This is a genomic window from Pseudomonas sp. NFIX10 (genome assembly GCF_900111955.1).
Taxonomy (GTDB): Bacteria; Pseudomonadota; Gammaproteobacteria; order Pseudomonadales; family Pseudomonadaceae; genus Aquipseudomonas; species Aquipseudomonas fluorescens_AA.
In genome coordinates, this window is sequence record NZ_FOKH01000018.1 from 53395 (window position 1) to 75046 (window position 21652).

Sequence of the window (21652 nt, forward strand, 5' to 3'; positions counted from 1 at the left end):
GACGCGTGATGGTTCAACTGCGGGTGGGCCAGTCTGCCAGGCCAAACCTTGTGGGAGCGGGCTTGCTCGCGAATGCGGCGTGCCAGTTGACTAATATGTCATTTGGTACACCGCATTCGCGAGCAAGCCCGCTCCCACAGTTTTTGCGTGGAATGATTCAGCCATGGGCCTGTTTGAACAGCACGGCAATGCCTGGATGGTATTGGCCGGCCTCGTTGCGCAACTTGCGATAGGCATAGGGGAAGTACCAGGCCACGGCGCAGGTGTTTTCCTTCTGCAAGTCGTCGATCATGTCCTGCAGTTCTTCGGGCGTGGCGCTCTGCTGGGCCTTTTGCGGCGAGACGAACAGGCAGCCCAGCTTCAGGTCGCTGGCGTAGCTGATGCGCTTGGCATCGCTGGTGGCTTCCAACAGCGGTTGGGTCAGGTTCAGGTTGTTGACCTTGGGCCAGCGTTGGGTGGCCTGGATGAAGGCCCGCTCATCGGTGCTGGCGATGAACAGGTCGGCGCTGACGTTGCGTTCGCCTTCTTCATTCTGCTTGCGGGTCGGCGCGTTCTGCAGCGTAACCATCTCGGCCATCCAGGCGGCGGCCGACAGCAAGCTGAGATTGGCTCGTTCATCGAACCAGTAGGGGGTGTCGTTATCGCCGCGCACCGCGTTGTAGCGGTCGATACAATCAAACCAACGTTCCAGCACCGGGCGCAGGAATTCCAGTTTTGGATTGCTGATGAGCATGCCTTGCATGTTTTGCCCTCTTGTTCTTTTGATATCGGGTAGTAATGTCGCTTTGATATCATTTGCCGCAGGGTCACACAAGATTGACGTCATTTTATTGATCGGTGCCAATGAGCACCCCCGACAGGCGGCTTTAATTGACGCTCCACCCCCAACCCTCTAACCTTCGCCGCTTGTTTCAGGTGCTCTGTGGCCGTTTGGCCGACAGAGTGAAACAGGGAAGCCGGTGAGTGCACACGAACCCGGCGCTGCCCCCGCAACGGTAAATGAGTCAACGCTGTGCCTAAGCCACTGTGTCGCACGACATGGGAAGGCGCGCAGCCCGGCGCCACGCCGCTCATGAGCCCGGAGACCGGCCTGATTCATCCAACGGCATCACGGTGGGCGATGCCAGGCTTGCTGCCGTCTTTTTTTGTGCCCCGCCCGCCGTTATCCAATCCCAACGGAGAGCTCCCCATGACCGACACCCCTGATCGCGACGAACGCCACCTGGCGCGCATGCAGCGCAAGAAAGCCGTGATCGACGAGCGCATCGCCAACTCGCCGAATGAATGCGGCTTGCTGTTGGTGCTGACCGGTAACGGCAAGGGCAAGAGCAGCTCGGCGTTCGGCATGCTGGCACGGTCCATGGGCCATGGCATGCAATGCGGTGTGGTGCAGTTCATCAAGGGGCGCAACAGCACCGGCGAAGAGCTGTTCTTTCGCCGCTTCCCGGAGCAGGTGCGTTTTCATGTTATGGGTGAAGGCTTCACCTGGGAAACCCAGGACCGCCAGCGCGACATCGCCGCCGCCGAAGCCGCCTGGGCCGTATCCCGTCAGTTGCTCAGCGATCCGTCCATTGGCCTGGTGGTGCTCGACGAATTGAATATCGCCCTCAAGCACGGCTACCTCGACCTCGATCAGGTGCTCAGCGATCTGCAGGCGCGTCCGCCGATGCAGCATGTGGTGGTGACCGGTCGCGGCGCCAAGCCGGAGATGATCGAGCTGGCCGACACCGTGACTGAAATGGGCATGATCAAGCACGCGTTCCAGGCGGGCATCAAGGCGCAGAAGGGCGTCGAACTGTGAGTGACCCTTGCCTGGCAAGCCGCCACTGTCCGGCGGTGCTGATCGCCGCCCCGGCTTCGGGACAAGGCAAGACCACCGTCACTGCGGCGCTGGCCCGGTTGCATCGCAACCAGGGACGCAAGGTGCGCGTCTTCAAGTGCGGCCCGGACTTCCTCGATCCGATGATCCTGGAGCGGGCCAGCGGCGCGCCGGTCTATCAATTGGACATGTGGATGGTCGGCGAGCAGGAAAGTCGCCGGCTGTTGTGGGAAGCCGCCGCTGAAGCGGACCTGATCCTGATCGAAGGGGTGATGGGGCTGTTCGACGGCACCCCGTCCAGCGCCGATCTGGCACGGCATTTTGGCGTACCGGTGCTGGCGGTGATCGACGGCACGGCCATGGCCCAGACCTTCGGTGCCTTGGCCCTGGGCCTGGCCCGTTATCAACCGGACCTGCCCTTCGCCGGGGTCTTGGCCAACCGGGTCGGCACCTTGCGTCACGCGCAATTGCTCGAAGGCAGCCTGACCGAAGGCCTGCGTTGGTACGGCGCGCTGTCCCGGGAAACCGGCATCGAATTGCCCAGCCGCCATCTCGGGTTGGTCCAAGCCAGTGAATTGAACGATCTCGACCTGCGCCTCGACGCGGCGGCCGATGCCTTGGCCGGTAGTTGCGAAGTGGCGCTGCCGCCTGCGGTGGAATTCGCCGCGCCGCAGGTGATTGCCGTTGAGCCGTGGCTCGCCGGGGTGCGCATCGCCGTGGCCCGTGACGAAGCGTTCGCCTTCACCTATGGCGCAAGCCTTGATCTGCTGCGGGCCATGGGCGCGCAGTTGAGCTTTTTTTCACCGATCCATGACACCGAACTGCCCGAGGCGGACAGTCTTTATCTGCCTGGCGGTTATCCGGAGCTGCACCACGTTGCGCTGGCCCGGAACACGCCGATGCTGGCCGCGATCCGTGCCCACCACGCCGCCGACAAACCGTTACTCGCCGAATGCGGCGGCATGTTGTATCTGCTCGATTCATTGACCGATGTCGACGGCGTGCGTGCCGAACTGCTGGGTTTGCTGGCCGGCGATGCGCAGATGCAAAAGCGCCTGGCGGCCCTGGCGCTGCAGTCGGTGGATTTGCCGGAAGGCAACTTGCGTGGGCACACCTATCATCATTCCCTGACCAGCACCGAGGTTGAACCGATTGCTCGTGGCCATAGCCCCAATGGCGGGCGAGGGGCGGAGGCGGTTTTCCGGCAAGGGCGGATGACGGCTTCCTATGTGCACTTTTATTTTCCGTCCAATCCCAGGGCGATTGCCGCGCTGTTTGCGCCTGACCTTGAGGCCGCCTTCGCGAGCAAGCCCGCTCCCACATTTGATCACCTGAACCCTGTGGGAGCGAGCCTGCTCGCGAAAAGGCCATGACCGACAACGCTTTCTCCCAGACCGAACGCGACGCTATCTACCGCGCCATCGCCGAACGCCGTGACATGCGCCACTTCAGCGGCGGCACGGTCGAACCGGCCCTGCTGCGCCGTCTGCTGGAAGCCGCGCACCAGGCCCCGAGCGTCGGCCTGATGCAACCGTGGCGATTCATCCGCATCAGCGACCGCGCCTTGCGTGGGCAGATCCGCCAACTGGTGGAGCAGGAACGCATTCGCACCGCCGAGGCCTTGGGCGAGCGCAGCGATGAGTTCATGACGCTCAAGGTCGAAGGCATCGACGCCTGTGCCGAAGTGCTGGTGGCGGCGTTGATGGAGGATCGCGAGCGGCACATCTTCGGTCGCCGGACCTTGCCGGAAATGGACTTGGCCTCGCTGTCCTGCGCCATCCAGAACCTGTGGCTGGCCTCCCGTGCCGAAGGGCTGGGGATGGGCTGGGTGTCATTGTTCGAACCTCAGGCCCTGGCCGACCTGCTGGGCCTGCCCGCCGGGGCCAAGCCGCTGGCGATTCTTTGCCTGGGCCCGGTCGAGGGGTTTTACCCAGCGCCGATGCTCGCCCTGGAGGGTTGGGCGCAACCGCGTCCGCTCAATGAACTGCTGTATGAAAACCGTTGGGGAGTGAGCCCATGAGCGTGGCGTTGCTCAGTGCCGCCGCAGTGGCGCTGGATGCGCTGTTGGGCGAGCCCCGGCGCTGGCACCCGCTGGTGGCGTTCGGTGGCTTTGCCGATCGCATCGAACAACGTTTCAACTCCGGCGGACGTGGCTGGCGCAGCCACGGGGTGACGGCCTGGGTGATCGCCGTGGTGCCGTTGACCTTGTTCGCCACGGCCCTGTCCTGGGCGCCGATGGTGGGCTGGTTGGTGGACATCCTGGCGTTGTACTGTGCCCTCGGCCTGCGCAGCCTCGGCGAGCATGTCGAGCCGGTGGCGCGGGCACTGCGCAGCGGTGATCTGGAGCAGGCGCGCCAGCGCGTCGGCTACCTCGTCAGTCGCGAGACGGCTGGACTGGATGAAACCGCCGTGGCCCGCGCCGCCACCGAGTCGGTGCTGGAAAACGGCAGCGACGCGGTGTTCGCCGCGTTGTTCTGGTTCGCCGTGGCCGGCACGCCCGGGGTGGTGCTGTACCGCTTGAGCAATACTCTCGACGCCATGTGGGGCTATCGCAACGAACGCTTCGAGCGCTTCGGCTGGGCGGCGGCCAAGATCGACGATGTACTCAACTACGTTCCGGCGCGCCTGGTGGCGTTGACCTACGCACTGCTCGGCCAGACCCGCCTGGCGCTCAAGTGCTGGCGCAGCCAGGGCCCGACCTGGGACAGCCCCAACGCCGGGCCGGTCATGGCCGCCGGGGCCGGAGCGCTGGGTGTCGAGCTGGGCGGGGCGGCGGTTTACCACGGCGAACTGCACCAACGTCCGCCCTTGGGCGATGGTGTGCCGGCGAGTGCCGATTCCATTGATCGCGGCTGGCAATTGGTCCAGCGCGGGGTATGGTTGTGGTTGCTGATTCTCTGCCTGGGAGCTGAGTTCTATGCTTGAGCACGGTGGACGCTTGCGCAACGCGGCCCGGCAATACGGCATTGCCGAGGCCGATTGGCTCGATTTGTCCAGCGGCCTCGCGCCTTGGCCGTTCGATGTTCCGGCGATTCCCTTGCGGGCTTGGGCGCGCCTGCCGGAAGCCGATGATGGCTTGGAGCAAGCCGCCTGCGATTACTACGGTGCGTTGGATGTGCTGCCGGTGGCCGGTTCGCAGATGGCCATCCAGCTGTTGCCGCGCCTGCGTCGCAGTGGCAAGGTCGGCGTCTTGTCGCCGTGTTACGCCGAGCACGCCGAAGCCTGGCGCCGCAGCGGCTATATCGTGCGCGAAGTGCTGGAAGCGGAAGTGGATTTCTTCCTCGACAGCCTCGACGTGCTGGTGGTGGTCAATCCGAACAACCCCACGGGCCTGAGCCTGGCGCCCGAGCGTTTGCTGGATTGGCATGCCCGCCTGGCCCAGCGCGGTGGCTGGTTGGTGGTGGATGAAGCGTTCATGGACGTCACCCCGGCGCTGAGCCTGGCGGCGTACACCCATCTGGTCGGGCTGATCGTCCTGCGTTCGTTCGGCAAGTTCTTCGGCCTGGCCGGAGTTCGCCTGGGCTTTGTATTGGCCGAACGCCGCTTGCTCAAGTTGCTCGCCGAACAGGTCGGGCCGTGGGCCGTCAGCGGGCCGACCCGGGTGCTGGGCCAGGCGTGCCTGCTGGACAGCACTGCCCACGCAGACCAGCGTCAACGCTGCGAAGCCACCAGCCAACGCCTGGCGTTGTTGCTCGAACGCCACGGCTTCAAGCCGCAGGGCGGCTGCGGGTTGTTCCAATGGCTGGTCACCGAACACGCCCAGGGGCTTCACGATTTCATGGCCCATCGCGGCATTCTCCTGCGCCTGTTCGTGAACACCAGCAGCCTGCGTTTCGGGCTGCCGGCCGACGACAGCGAGTTCCTGCGCCTCGAACAAGCCTTCGAGGCCTACGCCAAGGACAACCCATGACCACAGTGATGGTGCAGGGCACCACCTCCGATGCTGGCAAAAGTACCCTGGTCACGGCCTTGTGCCGCTGGGTCAGGCGCCAGGGTGTGGGCGTGGTGCCGTTCAAGCCGCAGAACATGGCCCTCAACAGCGCCGTGACCGCCGACGGCGGCGAAATCGGCCGGGCCCAGGCGGTGCAGGCCCAGGCGGCGGGGCTCGAGCCGCACACCGACATGAACCCGGTGCTGCTCAAGCCCAACAGCGACACCGGCGCCCAGGTGATCATCCATGGTCGTGCCGTCACCACCATGAACGCCGTGGCTTATCACGATTACAAAGCCATCGCGATGCAAGCGGTGCTGGCCTCCCACGCGCGCTTGAGCGCGGCCTATGCGGTGGTGATGGTGGAAGGCGCCGGCTCGCCGGCGGAGATCAACCTGCGCGCCGGTGACATCGCCAACATGGGCTTTGCCGAGGCGGTGGACTGCCCGGTGCTGCTGATCGCCGATATCAATCGCGGCGGGGTGTTCGCCCATCTGGTCGGCACGCTGGAGTTGCTTTCCCCCAGCGAGCAGGCACGGGTAAAGGGCTTCATCATCAACCGTTTTCGTGGCGACATCGCCTTGCTGCAACCGGGCCTGGACTGGTTGGAGGCGCGCACCGGCAAACCGGTGATCGGCGTGTTGCCGTACGTCATGGATCTGCACCTGGAAGCCGAGGATGGCCTCGATCAGCGCCAGATCGACAAGGCCGAGCAGGTGCTGAAAGTGGTGGTGCCAGTCTTGCCGCGCATCAGCAACCACACCGATTTCGATCCGTTGCGCCTGCACCCTCAGGTCGACCTGCAATTCGTCGGCCCCGGCCAGCCCATCCCGCCGGCCGACCTGATCATCCTGCCCGGCTCGAAAAGCGTGCGCAGCGACCTGGCTTACCTGCGGGCCAACGGTTGGGAGACGGCGATCCATCGTCACCTGCGCTACGGCGGCAAATTGCTGGGCATCTGCGGCGGTTTGCAGATGCTTGGCCAGCAGGTCCACGACCCGCTGGGGCTGGAAGGCGCGGCGGGTTCCAGTGCCGGGCTGGGCCTGCTGGATTTTGAAACGACCCTGGAGCACGAGAAGCAACTGCGCAATGTGCGCGGGCGACTGGCCTTGGAAGCGGCCGAAGTCAGCGGCTATGAGATCCACGCGGGCGTGACCACTGGCCCTGCCCTGGAACAGGCTGCGGTGCATCTGGAGAGTGGCCGTTGCGACGGTGCCCAGAGCCTCGATGGGCAAATTTTCGCCACCTACCTGCACGGGCTGTTCGAGTCCCCCCAGGCCAGCAGTGCGTTGCTGCGTTGGGCGGGGTTGGCGGATGTGCAAACGGTGGATTACCACGGCTTGCGCGAGCGGGACATCGAGCGGTTGGCGGATCTGGTGGAGCGGCATCTGGATACTGGATTGTTGCGTGAGCTCTGTGGGATTTGAGGTGGCTGGGCTGGCCTCATCGCGAGCAGGCTCGCTCCCACATGGGATCTCTGATGACCACAGAATTTATGTACGCCCCAGATCGACTGTGGGAGCGAGCTTGCTCGCGATGGCGCCAGTCGCCACACCGCCAAATAAAGGTAATGACCCATGCTGCAACTGATCCTCGGCGGCGCCCGCTCCGGCAAGAGTCGCCTGGCTGAAAAACTCGCGGCGGACACCGGCTTGCCAGTGACCTACATCGCCACCAGCCAACCCCTGGACGGTGAGATGAACGATCGCATCGCCCAGCACCGCGCCCGGCGGCCGGCCGAATGGGCGCTGGTGGAGGAGCCCTTGGCCCTGGCCCGGGTGCTGCGGGAAAACGCCGCCACCGGGCAATGCCTGCTGGTGGATTGCCTGACCCTGTGGCTGACCAACCTGCTGATGCTCGACGCGCCCGAGCAACTGAACGCCGAGCGCCAAGCGCTGCTGGACAGCCTGGCCGCGCTGCCCGGGGAGATCATTTTTGTCAGCAACGAGACCGGCATGGGTGTCGTGCCGCTGGGCGAGCTGACGCGCCGTTATGTCGATGAAGCCGGTTGGCTGCATCAAGCCTTGGCCGAACGTTGTCAGCGCGTCGTGCTGACCGTCGCTGGCCTGCCCCTGACTCTCAAAGGTACTGCGTTATGAATCATCGCTGGTGGCTGGACCCGTGCAAGCCCGTCGATACCCAAGTGCTGGAACTGGCCGCGGCCCGTCAGCAACAACTGACCAAGCCGGCCGGTTCCCTGGGGCGGCTGGAATCGGTGGCGGTGCAACTGGCGGGTCTGCAGGGGCAGCTCAAACCGAGCCTGGAGCGGTTGTGGATCGCGATTTTCGCCGGCGACCATGGCGTGGTTGCAGAAGGTGTATCGGCTTATCCCCAAGAGGTCACCGGGCAAATGCTGCTCAATTTCGTCAGCGGCGGCGCGGCCATCAGCGTCCTGGCGCGACAACTGGGCGCGTCCCTGGAAGTGGTTGACCTGGGCACCGTCACGCCTACGCTGGACCTGCCCGGTGTGCGGCACCTGAACCTGGGGCCGGGCACGGCGAATTTCGTCCAGGGCCCGGCGATGACCGCGACCCAGGGCGAGCAAGCCCTGCAAGCCGGGCGCGACAGCGTCGCCCGCGCCATCGCGGCCGGGACGCAATTGTTCATCGGCGGCGAGATGGGCATCGGCAACACCACCGCCGCCAGCGCCCTGGCCTGTGCTTTGCTCGATTGCCCGGTGGCGCATCTGGTCGGGCCGGGCACGGGATTGGACGCCGCGGGTGTCAGCCGCAAGGCCCAGGTGATCGAACGGGCCCTGGTGTTGCACGCTGCCCAGGGTAACGACCCGTTGCAGACCCTGTTCAACCTCGGCGGTTTTGAAATCGCCGCGCTGGTCGGTGCATACCTGGCCTGTGCCCAGCAAGGCGTCGCCGTGCTGGTGGATGGCTTCATCTGCAGCGTCGCGGCCCTGGTGGCGGTGCGCCTCAATCCTGAATGCCGGCCATGGCTGCTGTTCGGTCATCGCGGCGCCGAACCGGGCCATCGCCACGTGCTGGAAACCCTCGGCGCCGAACCGCTGCTGGACCTCGGCCTGCGCCTGGGCGAGGGCAGTGGCGCGGCGTTGGCGGTGCCGCTGTTGCGCCTGGCGTGTGACCTTCACGGGCAGATGGCGACGTTTGCCGAAGCGGCCGTGGCGGACCGCCCGGCATGACCTTGCGCCTTGACCTGCTGCGTCACGGCGAAACCGAATTGGGCGGCGGCTTGCGCGGTAGCCTCGACGATGCCCTGACCGCCAAGGGCTGGGAGCAGATGCATACCGCCGTTGCTCAAGGCGGGCCCTGGGATCGCCTGGTCAGCTCACCCTTGCAGCGCTGCGCCCGTTTCGCCGAGCAACTCGGTGCCCGACTCGGCGTGCCGGTGCATGTGGACAAGGATCTGCAAGAGCTACATTTCGGCGCCTGGGAGGGTCGCAGCGCAGCGGCCTTGGTGGAGACCGATTCCGAAGCCCTGGGTCGGTTCTGGGCCGACCCTTACAGCTTCACACCGCCCGACGGCGAGCCAGTGCTGGAATTTTCCAGACGGGTTCTGGCGGCGGTGGAGCGTCTGCACGCGGCCTATGCCGGCCAGCGCATCTTGCTGGTCAGCCACGGCGGCGTGATGCGCTTGTTACTGGCCCAGGCCCGCGGCCTGCCACGGGAGCAGTTGCTCAATGTCGAAGTCGCCCATGGCGCGCTGTTCGCTCTTCAGGTGTCATCCGGTCCCGCACTGAACGAGGTGGGTTAGACATGCTGCCGTTCTGGATCGCCCTGCAATTTCTCAGCAGCCTGCCGGTGCGATTGCCGGGCATGCCAGAACCTGCGCAGCTAGGCCGCTCGCTGCTGTTCTACCCGCTGGTGGGCTTGTTGTTCGGCGGCCTGCTCTGGCTGCTCAATGCACTGCTGACCGGCGCACCGCCACTGCTTCACGCCGCGTTGCTGCTCACCGCTTGGGTCCTGCTCAGCGGCGGCCTGCACCTCGATGGCTTGGCCGACAGCGCCGACGCCTGGCTCGGCGGTTTCGGCGACCGCGAACGCACGCTGCTGATCATGAAAGACCCGCGCAGCGGGCCGATTGCGGTCATCACCCTGGTGCTGGTGTTGCTGCTCAAATTCACCGCGTTGCTGGCGCTGATCGAGCAGGGCCAGAGTCTGGCTTTGCTCATCGTCCCGGTGCTGGGGCGCGGGGCGTTGCTTGGGTTGTTTCTCACCACGCCTTACGTGCGCGCCGGCGGGTTGGGGCAGGCGTTGGCCGATCATCTGCCGCGGCGTGCTGGATGGCGGGTGTTAGCCGGATGTGCGTTGGGTTGCGTGCTGGTGACCGGGTGGAGCGCGATAATCGCGCTGGTGGTTGCCGTGGGAGTGTTTGTCGGCTTGCGGCGGATGATGCTGCGAAGGTTGGGGGGCTGCACCGGGGATACAGCCGGGGCGTTGCTTGAACTGTTGGAAGTCGCGGTGTTGGTAGGGTTGGTTTCGGTCTGATTTAATCAAACCACCTGTCAACTCTGACAGTATCGGTGATCGCCAATAGAGTTTTAAATCATTGCCAGGCCCTTAGCGGCCATCCAATACCTACGAAGTGTCTGCGGACTGTTTTCTCGATCAGGTGGCTGAATTAATCACCGTCATGGTTTGCCCGTGGCGGACACAATTCAAGTCAAGAGCGAGGACTGGCGATGAGCAGCGTATACAGGAAGCGTAAAGGCGAAGAGGCTCGGCAAGCTTACGACAGGTCATTGAAAGAGCCGAGGCTCGTCGGTGAGATGACCCCTCCCGTTGTTGTAGATGCGATACCTGGCGACCCGGATGGATTGCTTCCCAGGCGAGTGCTCGATGCGCCGATCCGCATCCAGATTCCTGCCTTTCGCCTTGAGTCCGACCCCAATCCTGACGGTACTATCTTTGAGACCGAGCTAAAATTACAGTGGCGACGGGAAAGTGAAGAAGAGTTCCAAACGGTTAGGGACACCGAAATACTACGGAACGACGGATCGATCAACTTTCCTATAGGCCGTACCATCGAAGTGGAAAAGCACGATGGCCTGGAAGGTAAGTTAATGCTTCGCTACTTTGTCATATTATGGGATGGCAATCAGGACTGGTCCGAAGAAGTTCCGATTCGTTTAGATAAAACAGGGCCTTATCTTCATCTACAAGATCCTGATGATATTCCACCAGAGGTAATACTCACTTCAAATCCGATAACGGACGCCACTTTGGATGCAGAAGACGGCGTTGAATGTGAAATTCCTGATTTCGATGATCCGGACAAAGACCGTATTGTCGTTGCGGTCGGCTGGGCCGACGCTCCTCCAAAACCTTCAGACCCTATCGACCCAGTGGTAACAATCCTGTTACCTCCGCTACGAAAGGTGAAAGTTCCCAGAGACAGGGTCGAGCCCCTTAGATCCGGTACACATTATGTGAGTTATGTGCTGGTTGATCCGGCGGGAAATGTCAGTAAGTTGTCGTGGGTAAAGGAGGTGCCGGTGGCCTTGGGGGCTTTACCGACTAATCTGCACCCGCATACCGTCCCTTTGGCGGCAGATGGTTTGATCAATCGCGACGATGCCGATCACGAGGTGACGGTGGATATTCCTCTTTACGACAATCCTGAGCCGGAAGACAATATTTTCGTTGAGTGGGGGGCGTCGAAATTGTCTGCATTTCCGGTGGGCGAGGTGCCGCCGAGCGTATTTCGGATACCGGTTTCCTGGGATCGTTTGAAATCACAATACGATTACACAAACCCGGGGGTGCAAACCGTTTCGGTCGGCTATCGGGTCGAGCGGGCACCGACCGTCGAGTTTTTCCCCAACCCCACCACTATCGATGTCGATGTCGATTTTTCCGTAACGGGCCCAGTCGATCCGGCCGATCCGGATCCCAGTCCGGTTAACCCGTTGCTGGACAAGGTGACGGTATATGGTGATTCCGGTGGTATCAATAAACTGACCGATGCAGATTTCGGTCGTTCTGCCACCGCCAAGTTCAAGGCACCGTATCCAATCGTCGTTGGCGATATCTTTACCTTGTACTGGAAGGGTGTGCCCGTGACTGAGACCTATGCAGCCACTGGCGCGGAAAGACCCGGTCTCACTGACATCGTTATCAATGTTACCTGGGATGAGATCGAACGCGGTGGTTCGCACCCCGAACTGCCGGTGATGTATGTAATGAGTAATCCCATCAACTTTCCTAACAATGACCAGGAATCGGTGACGACCAAGGTTGGGGTCAACGCTATCAGGGTCAACCTCCCTGAACCTTCCTTTCCTGATATGGGCTCTACTCCAGGTCCAGTGCTCAACTGCAGTCATTTACGTAGTGTAGGCGGAGTCGTTGGATACAGGATTAAGGTTCCGCCTTCGTCCTATCTGGTACCAGGAGATGACATTACACTGCGTTGGCGGGCTTTCGGGGCCGATGGTACGACCCCTATCGATGCGGTTGACAAGAATTCAACGTTTGCAATACCAGACGGCGCGCAAACCACCGGTGTTGATTGGTTTGTTGAGTATGACGCGCATGTTTTACCTACAGATCCACTCGTGGGGACTAACAGGCACGCCTTCGTTGAGGTGGATTACACCATTCCCGTAGATGGATCGGGAAAAGACTCGATAAAGCTGCGCAAGATGGTGTCGATTGCCTTGGGGTCGGCTGGCGCAACTTGTGACCTGGATATTGTCGTGCCCACGCCTTGAAATTTCCGACGTGCCCAGGATCCGCAGACGGTGTCCTGGGCGCCGACGGAGTCTCTTGCCAATGAACGGAATGAGATTAAGGAATAATCTCTACATAAATAGGAATTTTCCTACATAGCGCACTAGGGTCAATCTGTAGTCTTCGGCGCCTATTGAATGGTGTCGTACGTAGTTTCTGGAATTTACCTACGACGTTGGTGTTAAACCGGAATTTCTCTACGGTGCTTTCCATGACGTGTGTAAAAACCTTTACCTTGTGCCCATTGCCCCTGGCCTTGAAGCTGCTTTCCATCGCCCCCTTTCTGATGGTCAGCCAACCGGCATTCGCCATGATCATCGATGGCGGCAGCCCGGTGGTCATTGACGGCACGGCGCCGCTGGACCGCTATACCGTGCGCAACAACGCCCAGCTCACCGCCAACGGCGCGACGACCAATGAAATCGTCGTGCAAACCGATTCCCAGCTCAACCTGAACGGCTCGGCTGTCAACGCCACTGGAATTACGAACGGCGTCACGCTGACGCAGAGCAGTGCGACCATCAATGGCAGCACCATCGTCAGCAGCCGTTCGGGGCTTTTCCTAGGGCATACCGTCGGCTCGGGAGTTGGGGCCCAGGCCAGTGTCGCCGACAGTTCGATTACCGGCGGCAACCGCGGTGTCACCGTCGCCAGCCTGGGGGTGCTTGACCTGTCGCGCACGGCGGTCACGGCGACCGATGCCAATGGCATCGGCCTGCAAATGACCGAAGCTTCGGTGATAGCACGGGCCAGCACCATCAGCGGTGGCCAGAATGGCATCCTGATGATGTCCAGTGGCAGTGGCCCGGCCGGGGCGTCGCGCACCCTGGAGCTCGACGGCACCCATGTCGAAGGTTTGACCGGCGCGGCCATCAGTGTCACCGACCCCGGCGCCACTTCGGAGCCAGCCGAGATCCTGATCAAGAATGGTTCGACCCTGGTAGGCGGTAACGGCGTGGTGCTGGAGGTGCGGAACGGCGCCATCGCCAACACCACCGTGGACAATAGCAACCTGGTGGGCGATGTGATCGTTAACGACGGCAGCACGGCCAACCTCACCTTGCAGAACTTCGCGACCTTGACCGGGCGCCTGCAGAATGTCGAGACCCTGGACCTCAACAGCCAGGGCAAGTGGATCATGGTCGAGGACGGCCAACTGAACAACCTGAACATGGGCGGTGGTTCGGTGCAGTTCGGTCAGTCGAATGAATACCTGCGCCTGTCGGTGGCCAACCTCAGCGGCAATGGCAACTTCATCATGCACACCGACTTTGCCAGCGGGCAGACTGACTTCCTCGAGGTCACCGGCACCGCCACCGGCAGCCATACCCTGGACATCGCCAGTAGCGGCGCCGATCCGCAGTCCGACAAACAGATCCATGTGGTGCACACCGCCGGCGGCGACGCTGCGTTCTCGCTGCTCAACGGGCGGGTCGACCTCGGTACCTACTCCTATGACTTGCAGCAGGTGGGTGCCAATGACTGGTACCTGGACGCCGCCAGCAAGGTGATCAGCCCGGGCACTGCCTCGGTGCTGGCGCTGTTCGATGCCTCGCGCTCGGCCTGGTACGGCGAGCTGAGCACCCTGCGTACCCGGATGGGTGAAGTGCGCATGAACAGCGGCCAGGCCGGCGGCTGGATCCGCACCTATGGCAATCGTTTCGATGTTTCGGCCGAATCCGGCATGGCCTACAAACAGACCCAGCACGGCCTGTCCCTGGGGGTCGATACGCCGGTCCCGGCGTTGGGCGATGGACAATGGGTGATCGGCCTACTGGGTGGCTACAGCCGTTCCGACTTGCAGATCAAGCACGGCACTTCCGGTGAGGTGGACAGCTTTTATGTCGGTACCTATGCCACCTGGCTGGATGCCGACAGCGGTTACTACTTCGATGGCGTGCTCAAGCTGAACCGCTTCCAGAACGAATCCAAGGTGGCCCTCAGCGATGGCGCCAAGGCCAAGGGCAGTTATGACACCCATGGCGTGGGCACCACGCTGGAGTTTGGCCGGCATATCAAGCTCGACGACGGTTACTTTGTCGAGCCTTTCGTTCAGGCGGCCGCGCTGGTGGTACAGGGCAAGGACTATTCGCTGGATAACGGGATGACCGCTGAGGGTAGTCGCAGCCATTCTTTGCTGGGCACGGCGGGCGCCACGGTGGGCCGGGATATCAACCTGGGCGGTGGGCAGATTCTCCAACCGTACCTGAAGGCGGCCTTGGTGCATGAGTTTGCCAAGGAGAACGAGGTCAAGGTCAACAACACCCGTTTCGACAACGACCTGTCCGGTTCGCGCCTGGCCTTGGGTGGCGGGGTGGCGATGAAGGTCACGGACAAGGTCAGCTTGCATGCCGACCTCGACTACAGTCATGGCGACAAGATCGAGCAACCCTGGGGCGTCAACCTCGGCGCATCTTATGCCTGGTGATCTATCGAAATAACGACAAAGGGCTGGTTATTCCAGCCCTTTGTCGTTTTTGCACACCGGGTTCCAAACGGGTTGTCAACCTAGCAGTTCTATCAGTACTCAAGTTGCAGAGTGCGGTGTTAAATGCTCGTTATTACGTCGGGGCTGATGGATGAAGTTGATAGTTCATTGGCATGTTTGTTCCTGCTTGAAGGAGTATCGCCATGGCTGATGACAACTCTCCACGCCGCCTACTGCGTAAGCCGATTGTTTCAGTACTGCTGCCCGATAGTTCCGATTGGGACGAAACCGGATTGTTGCCGGTTGAGCATGTGAGTAAGCCGTTGCGGGTGGAAGTTCCACCTTGGATCGATTCACCGCCAAGTCCCGGGCTGAGGTCGTTTCTACGGGTTTACTGGGATAACCTGCCCCGTCCCGTTTATGAAAAGGAATGGACATCGACTGACTGGGGGAGTGGAAACAGTCCTCCGCCTGCCGATTTGTTTTTCGATCTTGAGGCATTGCATGTTGTTCATGGTATCCATGATCTGTGGTACGAAGTGACGCTCTTTGGCGGCAATATTGACCCCTCTGAACATCTGACGGTCACCATCGATGAAATCCCCCCCAACCTCGGCAGCGATCCCAGGCTGGTCTTCGACACCACCGAGGTGACCAACCAGTACCTGGACAACAACGATGACAAGTTGATGGGGGATGTGCCGCCGTATGGCGGTGGCGCTCCGGGTGATGTCATCACCTGGTATTGGAGCCAGGTTTCGTCTCCGGTGAACCCGGCGGATAAAGTCGACTCACGGACGCTGTTGCGTGGCGAAAGTGGCCAGCCGCTGCCGCTGGAGGTCCCGGGGCGTGTCATTCGGGACAATAACAATGGCGAGCGTTTTGCGTACTACCAGATCAGCGACCGCGCCGGTAATGTCTCAACCTCTCGCGAGGTGCGCCTGAATGTGAACATTCGGCCGCCTACGCCACGGCGTTTTCCCACCGTGAAGGAGGCGAACAGTACCCCGTCAGGCACGGGCACGTTGAATCCATTCAACGGTGGCTCAGGGGTGACCGTGGTGGTGGAGGCCTCGGAGGTCGATCCTCACGAAGACGTCATCGTGGACTTTGTCGGCCTGGGCGGCGAGGACGGTGTCGGCTCCATCACGGGCGTGCGACCTATTACCGCCGGCGGGTTGGAATTTGCCATCCCGGCAGCCGTCGTCGCGGCGAACATTCCGGTGGACAGCTCCGACTTGCGCAAGGTCGAGACCTATTATTGGCCCGGCACGTCCCCCCAGCATTCGGCGATTTATACCCTGCGCATCAACCCGTTCGCCGTCGGGGCGCTGGGTCAGGTGCATTGCCGCCAGGCGCAGGTGGGCTCGCCGGCGACCCTTTCCAAATCGGGTGTTCCGCCAGAGGGCGCGGACCTGGAAATTGCCCGGTGGATTTATCAGGCCCGGGGCCAGCGGATGAACGTGTGGGCCATCGCGGAAGGCGTGCGCACCGATTTCCAACGCGGGGTCCCGCATGGTTTCGATGGGACATTCAGCATGAAGATCGCGAAGGATTACGTGGATAGGCTGGCGCTTGATTCCATGTTTACGCTTTATGCGGGGGTGAGTTTTGATGGGGGGGAGAGTTATGTTGAGTTCAGGAGTTTGGCGTTGAAAGTTGTGGCTTAAAAACGTCTGGGGCTACCCGGTAGGGAACCTACCGGTTTTTTCAATGGTGCCATTGTATCGCTAGCTCTTTGAATAAAATCTAGCTACGGTCTCTGATCCATTTTCCGTCCTTCGATATCTTGGCGCTGAATGACTTGACATTAAGTTTGCCGTTAGTGACTTCGGATTGGACAAGATGCCATTTTCCGTCTCTGCCGTGTATTAGCTCCCCACCTGCTCCGGAAAGCTCTGTTGCGTTTGAACTGACTTCAGCACCAGCGCGATCTCCCCCAGCAGGGGAGTCACCTACGCTACGGGATCGTTTTAGCTTACGGGAGTTCGTAGGCCCAGTGTATTGGGATCGCACCCTAGGGAGTTTTTCTCTCCGATAGAAGCGATACTTGCTCCTGAATACCTCATTCAAGAAATCGGTTTCTTCTGTGGCACTGGCGCTACGCTTTACAGCGTTTGCGCTTTGCACCGCCGCTGACGCTCCTTCATCAGCCATGCTAGCGGTTGCGCGGCTATTCTTCAGGTTTTTCCCTACTTGCAAGTAACGGGAAAGGTCTCCGACGGTACTTTCAACCGCGTTATGCCAACTTTTTTGAGCAGCAGCAGCAATAGCCGCCTTTGCAGCAGCTTTTCCTGCTTGCCAGAGTCCCAATAAACCAAATCCAGTATCAAATGCACCCGAAATTACCGAACTCATTGCCTTTTTTTCACGATCTCGCAACCTTGTAGCGTGGGTAGCCATGATGCCTTCATACATGCCATAAACACCCGTCCCAACCCCCACCAAGGTAAAGGTACTCGTAACGCCTATCGCCAGCGCTCCAGCCGGAGGCGCAATAAACACCGCCGCTATCGACAACGCAATACCAATCGCCGACAGCGCCGCGCCCAGCGCGCCCAGCCAGTTCACGCCACGATTGGCATGCCCGGTGGGGTCGACGAAGTTGATCGGGTCGCCTGCCGTGTACATATAAGGGTTGATCCCCCCGGCATCGAACGGGCTCAGCGAGTCCGGGCTGTGGAAGCACATCAGCGTCGGGTTGTAGGCGCGGTAGCCGCGGCCCAGCAGATACCAACCACTGGCTTCATCGCGGACTTCGCCGTTGAAGCCCAGCAGGCATTGCAGGTCATCCTGCGGGCGGCGTTCGCCATAGGCGCCATATACGGCCTTGCGCAACTCATCCTGGCTGCTCTCGCCCAGTACGCTGTTCTTCGCATCGGTCAGCAGCAGCAGGGTTCGCTCGGGATCGTCCTGTTGCTGCTGGCCCAAGGGTTGGCCGTCGATTCCCAGATAATGGATCTTCCTGTCGCCTTGTTCGGTCCGGGTCAGGCTGTCGTCATCGTAGAAGCGCAAGGTTTCCTCGTCCGCCTCGCGGGTGACGCCGAACAAATGGTCGTGGGCGTCGTAGCGGTATTGGCTGACGGTCTTGCCGTCGCTGTCGGTGACGCGCAACAAACGACCCTGGCTGTCATACGTCAGGCGCTGGCCGTTTTCGTCGTGCAACAGGTTGCCATCCTCGTCGTAGTCGAGCTCGATGCTGTCCGGATAGTCGGGGTGCTTGTGGGTAATCCTGATCAATTGGCAGTGATCGTCATCGGCGAACGTGCGCACGGTTTCGTCGCGGCTACCGTCGGCGAACAGCGTATAAACCTCGGTGATATTGTCCAGCGCATCGAAGGCGAACAGCTGTTCACAAATCCCGTTGCCATAGCGATCTTGCGGCAGTTGGCTGCCTTCGCAGTTGTACTGCACCAGCCGTCCGCGCGGGTCGTAGCCGAAGGTTTCGAGCAGTTCGGTTTCATCGCCCTGTTGCCGATGGCGGCTGTGCAGCTTGCTGTCTGCCCGGTAGACCTGGGTGATGGTCTGCTGCGGGTGACCACTGCTCAGGTTTATCTGGCGGAGTATCTCGCGGCCCTGGTCGTCGAAGCTCAGCCGGGTTTCCAGTGACTGCCGGGTATGGGTGTTCTGCGTGGTGATCAGGCTGATCTGGCCGAGGCTGTCGTATTCGAAGGTCGCCTGGATCTGGCCCTGGGTCACACTCTTGAGCCGGGCCTTTTCGTCATAGTCATAGGTGCAAAGCAGGCCATTGTCGTTGGTGCGGGTCAGGGGCCGGCCATTCAACGTATGGGTGTAGTGACTTTGCCATTGTTTGCCCGAGCGCTTCTCGGTCCAGCTCTCGCGTCGCAGTTGGCCGGTGGAGCTGTAGTCGAAGCTGTGCTGGCCCTGAGTGTTTTCCGAAAGCGTGAGCTGCGCGCTTTGCTGGTCGTAGTTGAAGCTCGACTGCTCGTCCGGGGCGATGCTGGCGACCGGTGCGCCGGTCAGTCCCAACTGGTACTCGTAGCTGATGGATTGGTTGCTGGCGGTGATCCGCGTATCGACCTGGAGTTGCCCGCCTTTGTACTGGAACTGTTGCAGGCGCGGGCCGACTTTCAGGGTGGTCTGGCGATCCAGCCCGTCGAAGGTCTGCGAGCCGATGCAGGTGCTCGTCTCATTGACGACCACCTCAAGCTTGATGGGTAACTCATCGGCGCTGTGAGGGGCGTACGTGCGATGGATTTCACTGTAGTCGGGCAATGTGGTGGCCTGCACCCGGCCGAACAGGTCGTAGGTGAAACGGGTGGATTCGCCCATCGGGTCGATCTGCTCGACACAATTGCCCAACCCGTCATAGAAAAACCGCATTTCGCTGACCGTCTTGCCCGCTGCGTCCAGCGCCTCGATTTTGTCTTCCTTGCCAAAGCGATTGAGCGTCGAGCGGGTCTTGCCCGTTATTTTCACCGGGGTGGCAACGCTCTCGCTCCAACTGCGCAGAGTTTGCGAGGGCGGGTCGTTTTCAGTGACATGCGCCACGCCATCGCTGCCGATGACCTTGTATTGCTCGCCCCAGGCGTCGTACTCGTAGCGGCTGGTCAGGGCAACATTTTTGCTGCCTTCCCAATCGATGTCGGTCTCGCTGGCCAGTTGTCCGAGGGCGTTGTAGGTCGCTCGGTAGGTATCTCGCAAGGCATCGGGTTCGCCGCCCATGGCATCGGCATCCTGACGCTGCACTTTCAATACGCGGTTCAAGCCATCCAGCCAGGTAATGGTTTCGACGCCCTTGGCATCCTTGGCCCACTGCTGCGCCTGTTGCTCCGGTGCATGGGTCAACGTGTAGCTGTAGGTGCGCTTGGCGTGGTAGGCGGTTTCCGGCGCCACGCTCTCCTCGATAACCCGGCCCAGGCGATCGTATTGGTAGACGATCTCGGTGCCGACATCATCGGTGCTGAGCAGTCTGGCGCCATTGAACAGCGAGTGTTCTTCAATGATCGTTTTGCGGATTGGTGCACGGGGTTGGTCGTCATAGCCGACCAGGGTGGTTTCGGTGCGCATGACTATGGCCCCGGTACGGGCGCTGCGGCTCATGCTGTAGGCGTATTCGGTGGTGGTCCGGGTATCGTCCTGGCCGTGCAGCGTTTGCCGCATTTTGCTGAGCAACCCGTGCTGGCGGGGATCATCGGGGTTGACGAGATACTCATGGGCGATACGGCGCAACTCGGTCTGTGGTTGGTCGTCCACCACCTGAAACAGGGTCTCGTCGCTCAAGGCCAGCCAACGGTCGCTGCTGGCGAGCCCGGGGTATTCAACGTAGCGATAACAGGTTTGCAGAACAGGCGCCTCACCGTACTCGGAAGCGGCCGGCGTCACGGTCTTGCTCTTGATATTGCGCACGAACCCGTGCGGATCGGCCGGGCAGTCATCCTCGCCCAAGGCGCTGTACCAGGTATTGGTTTCGGTCACGCCATTGGCATTGACCTGCACCAGCAGGTTGCCGAAATCATCGTAGGTGCTGGTCGTCACCTCACTGTGCCGGGGCACGGTGGCGGCAGCATTGCGCCAGGTCTGGGTCAGGCGCTTGGGCAACTGGAAGTAGGTCGGTTGGTCCTTGAAGTCATCCAGCGGGTCGCCGTAGTACTCGGTCTCGGTCACCAGCAGGGAGTCGTCCTTGCCTGGTGTGCTGGCTTTTTGCGAAGTCTCTTCCAGCACCTGCAGGTGGAACCGGTTGAACACCCGGCGGGTGGTTCGTATCGGTTTCTGGGCCAGGGCGTCCCAGAGAATCTCGCTGGTTTCATAGCGATAGCCCCGGACCACGCCATCGCGATAAAGGTTATCCAGGCCATTATTGGTCCAGGTGACACCACTGCCATAACCGAGGAAGTTGTTGCCGGTTCGGTCGTACTCATAATGGGTTTCGATGATCGGCTGCCCGAATCCCGGATCGATCTTGTGCCAGTGCACCCTGGGCAGCGTACGGTCGAGCACGCCTGGGAAGGAGTGCGGTGTGCCTGAATAACTGACGCTTTCATGGCCGCCAGCGGGGGTACGGACCTCCTTGAGCAGGGTCAGGCCGCTCAGGGAAATGTACTCGAAACGCCAGGACGCCTGGTCGTCGGTGGGCAGCACCACGCTTTTGGTTTCGCCGCCGAGGATGTTCAGCACGAACAGTGCTTCCAACGCGCTGTCGGGATACAGCTTGACCTCCAGGGTGTTGGTGCTGCGTTCCAGTCTGAGCAGCTCGGTACGGTCGGCATTGCGGATTTTGCTCAGCAGTGGCTGGGTACCGAAGGCTGCGTATTCCAGGGTCACGCTATGGCCCTGGGGCGAGAGCATTTCCACGGGCATCGCGACCTGGCCCTGGCCCACCTGGAGGATTTCCACCAAGCCGGATTTATGCACGACCTTGTAGCGTTGATCGCCCAGGTCGTGGAAGTGAAAGGTATCGAGTTTCTTTTCCGGGATCTCCATGCCATCGGGCCCGGGATCGACCTTGAAGGTTTCCCCGGAATACAGGGAAAGTATCCGGCTGTTCGGGTTGTACTGGGACAGTTGCAGGTCCCAACCTTTGCCAAAGCCACTGTCGCTGGTGTTGAGGGCATTGAAATTCAATTGCAGCGGTACGACTGGGCCACAGAGGTTATTGGCCTTGAGTTCGGGCAGGGAGATGGCGCAAGTGTATTGTCCGGTGCGGGGGTCGACCTGGCTGAGGATGAAGTTCAGGAAGTTGAAGGCGTTGGAGGGCACGGAGGTGGCGGTGGTCATGGACTTATCCTCGTTGAAGGCAGCGCAATGGCGGT

General features: G+C 61.3%; 15 protein-coding genes and 1 riboswitch. Of the genes, 13 read left to right on the forward strand and 2 right to left on the reverse strand.

Annotated features, from left to right (window positions below; translation table 11 throughout):
- Nucleotides 1-157: 157 nt before the first annotated feature.
- Entirely contained in the window at nucleotides 158-742 is a 585-nt protein-coding gene (locus BM321_RS17400; protein WP_092204047.1) for a hypothetical protein, read from the reverse strand.
- Nucleotides 743-896: 154 nt separating this feature from the next.
- Nucleotides 897-1109: riboswitch (cobalamin riboswitch) on the forward strand.
- An 80-nt stretch (nucleotides 1110-1189) separates the two neighbouring features.
- Between BM321_RS17400 and cobO the strand changes: the two genes are divergently transcribed.
- The 13 genes from cobO (at nucleotide 1190) to BM321_RS17465 (ending at nucleotide 16549) form a co-directional block, all read left to right on the forward strand.
- Nucleotides 1190-1801, forward strand: a complete 612-nt coding sequence (gene cobO / locus BM321_RS17405; protein WP_060741073.1) for a cob(I)yrinic acid a,c-diamide adenosyltransferase — start codon at nucleotides 1190-1192, stop codon at nucleotides 1799-1801.
- On the forward strand, nucleotides 1798-3192 hold the full coding sequence (locus tag BM321_RS17410) for a cobyrinic acid a,c-diamide synthase CobB (protein ID WP_092443614.1): 1395 nt from the start codon (nucleotides 1798-1800) through the stop codon (nucleotides 3190-3192). The genes cobO and BM321_RS17410 overlap by 4 nt, the downstream gene beginning before the upstream one ends.
- On the forward strand, nucleotides 3189-3839 hold the full coding sequence (gene bluB / locus BM321_RS17415; protein ID WP_092330445.1) for a 5,6-dimethylbenzimidazole synthase: 651 nt from the start codon (nucleotides 3189-3191) through the stop codon (nucleotides 3837-3839). The genes BM321_RS17410 and bluB overlap by 4 nt, the downstream gene beginning before the upstream one ends.
- Nucleotides 3836-4744, forward strand: a complete 909-nt coding sequence (cbiB, locus tag BM321_RS17420; protein WP_092443616.1) for an adenosylcobinamide-phosphate synthase CbiB — start codon at nucleotides 3836-3838, stop codon at nucleotides 4742-4744. The genes bluB and cbiB overlap by 4 nt, the downstream gene beginning before the upstream one ends.
- Nucleotides 4737-5729: a threonine-phosphate decarboxylase CobD gene (cobD, locus tag BM321_RS17425; RefSeq protein ID WP_092443618.1), complete on the forward strand. Its 993-nt coding sequence runs from the start codon at nucleotides 4737-4739 to the stop codon at nucleotides 5727-5729. Before cbiB ends, cobD begins: the two co-directional genes overlap by 8 nt.
- On the forward strand, nucleotides 5726-7177 hold the full coding sequence (locus tag BM321_RS17430; RefSeq protein WP_092443620.1) for a cobyric acid synthase: 1452 nt from the start codon (nucleotides 5726-5728) through the stop codon (nucleotides 7175-7177). Before cobD ends, BM321_RS17430 begins: the two co-directional genes overlap by 4 nt.
- A gap of 150 nt (nucleotides 7178-7327) precedes the next feature.
- Nucleotides 7328-7849 (forward strand): bifunctional adenosylcobinamide kinase/adenosylcobinamide-phosphate guanylyltransferase, encoded by a 522-nt coding sequence (cobU, locus tag BM321_RS17435; RefSeq protein ID WP_092443622.1) that lies wholly within the window; start codon nucleotides 7328-7330, stop codon nucleotides 7847-7849.
- Entirely contained in the window at nucleotides 7846-8901 is a 1056-nt protein-coding gene (gene cobT / locus BM321_RS17440; protein WP_092443624.1) for a nicotinate-nucleotide--dimethylbenzimidazole phosphoribosyltransferase, read from the forward strand. Before cobU ends, cobT begins: the two co-directional genes overlap by 4 nt.
- Nucleotides 8898-9473 (forward strand): alpha-ribazole phosphatase family protein, encoded by a 576-nt coding sequence (gene cobC, locus BM321_RS17445; protein ID WP_092443626.1) that lies wholly within the window; start codon nucleotides 8898-8900, stop codon nucleotides 9471-9473. Before cobT ends, cobC begins: the two co-directional genes overlap by 4 nt.
- Nucleotides 9474-9475: 2 nt before the next feature.
- Nucleotides 9476-10207 (forward strand): adenosylcobinamide-GDP ribazoletransferase, encoded by a 732-nt coding sequence (locus BM321_RS17450; RefSeq protein ID WP_092443628.1) that lies wholly within the window; start codon nucleotides 9476-9478, stop codon nucleotides 10205-10207.
- Nucleotides 10208-10401: 194 nt separating this feature from the next.
- Nucleotides 10402-12432 carry a hypothetical protein gene (locus BM321_RS17455; RefSeq protein ID WP_092443630.1) on the forward strand — a complete coding sequence of 677 codons (2031 nt, stop codon included), beginning with the start codon at nucleotides 10402-10404 and terminating at the stop codon, nucleotides 12430-12432.
- 230 nt (nucleotides 12433-12662) lie between these two features.
- Nucleotides 12663-14879, forward strand: a complete 2217-nt coding sequence (locus tag BM321_RS17460) for an autotransporter outer membrane beta-barrel domain-containing protein (protein ID WP_092443632.1) — start codon at nucleotides 12663-12665, stop codon at nucleotides 14877-14879.
- A gap of 203 nt (nucleotides 14880-15082) precedes the next feature.
- On the forward strand, nucleotides 15083-16549 hold the full coding sequence (locus tag BM321_RS17465; RefSeq protein WP_139230511.1) for a hypothetical protein: 1467 nt from the start codon (nucleotides 15083-15085) through the stop codon (nucleotides 16547-16549).
- 79 nt (nucleotides 16550-16628) lie between these two features.
- On the opposite strand, the gene BM321_RS17470 is transcribed toward BM321_RS17465, so the two are convergent.
- Complete coding sequence (locus BM321_RS17470) at nucleotides 16629-21617, reverse strand: RHS repeat domain-containing protein (RefSeq protein ID WP_092443636.1); 4989 nt, start codon at nucleotides 21615-21617, stop codon at nucleotides 16629-16631.
- Nucleotides 21618-21652: the final 35 nt, after the last annotated feature.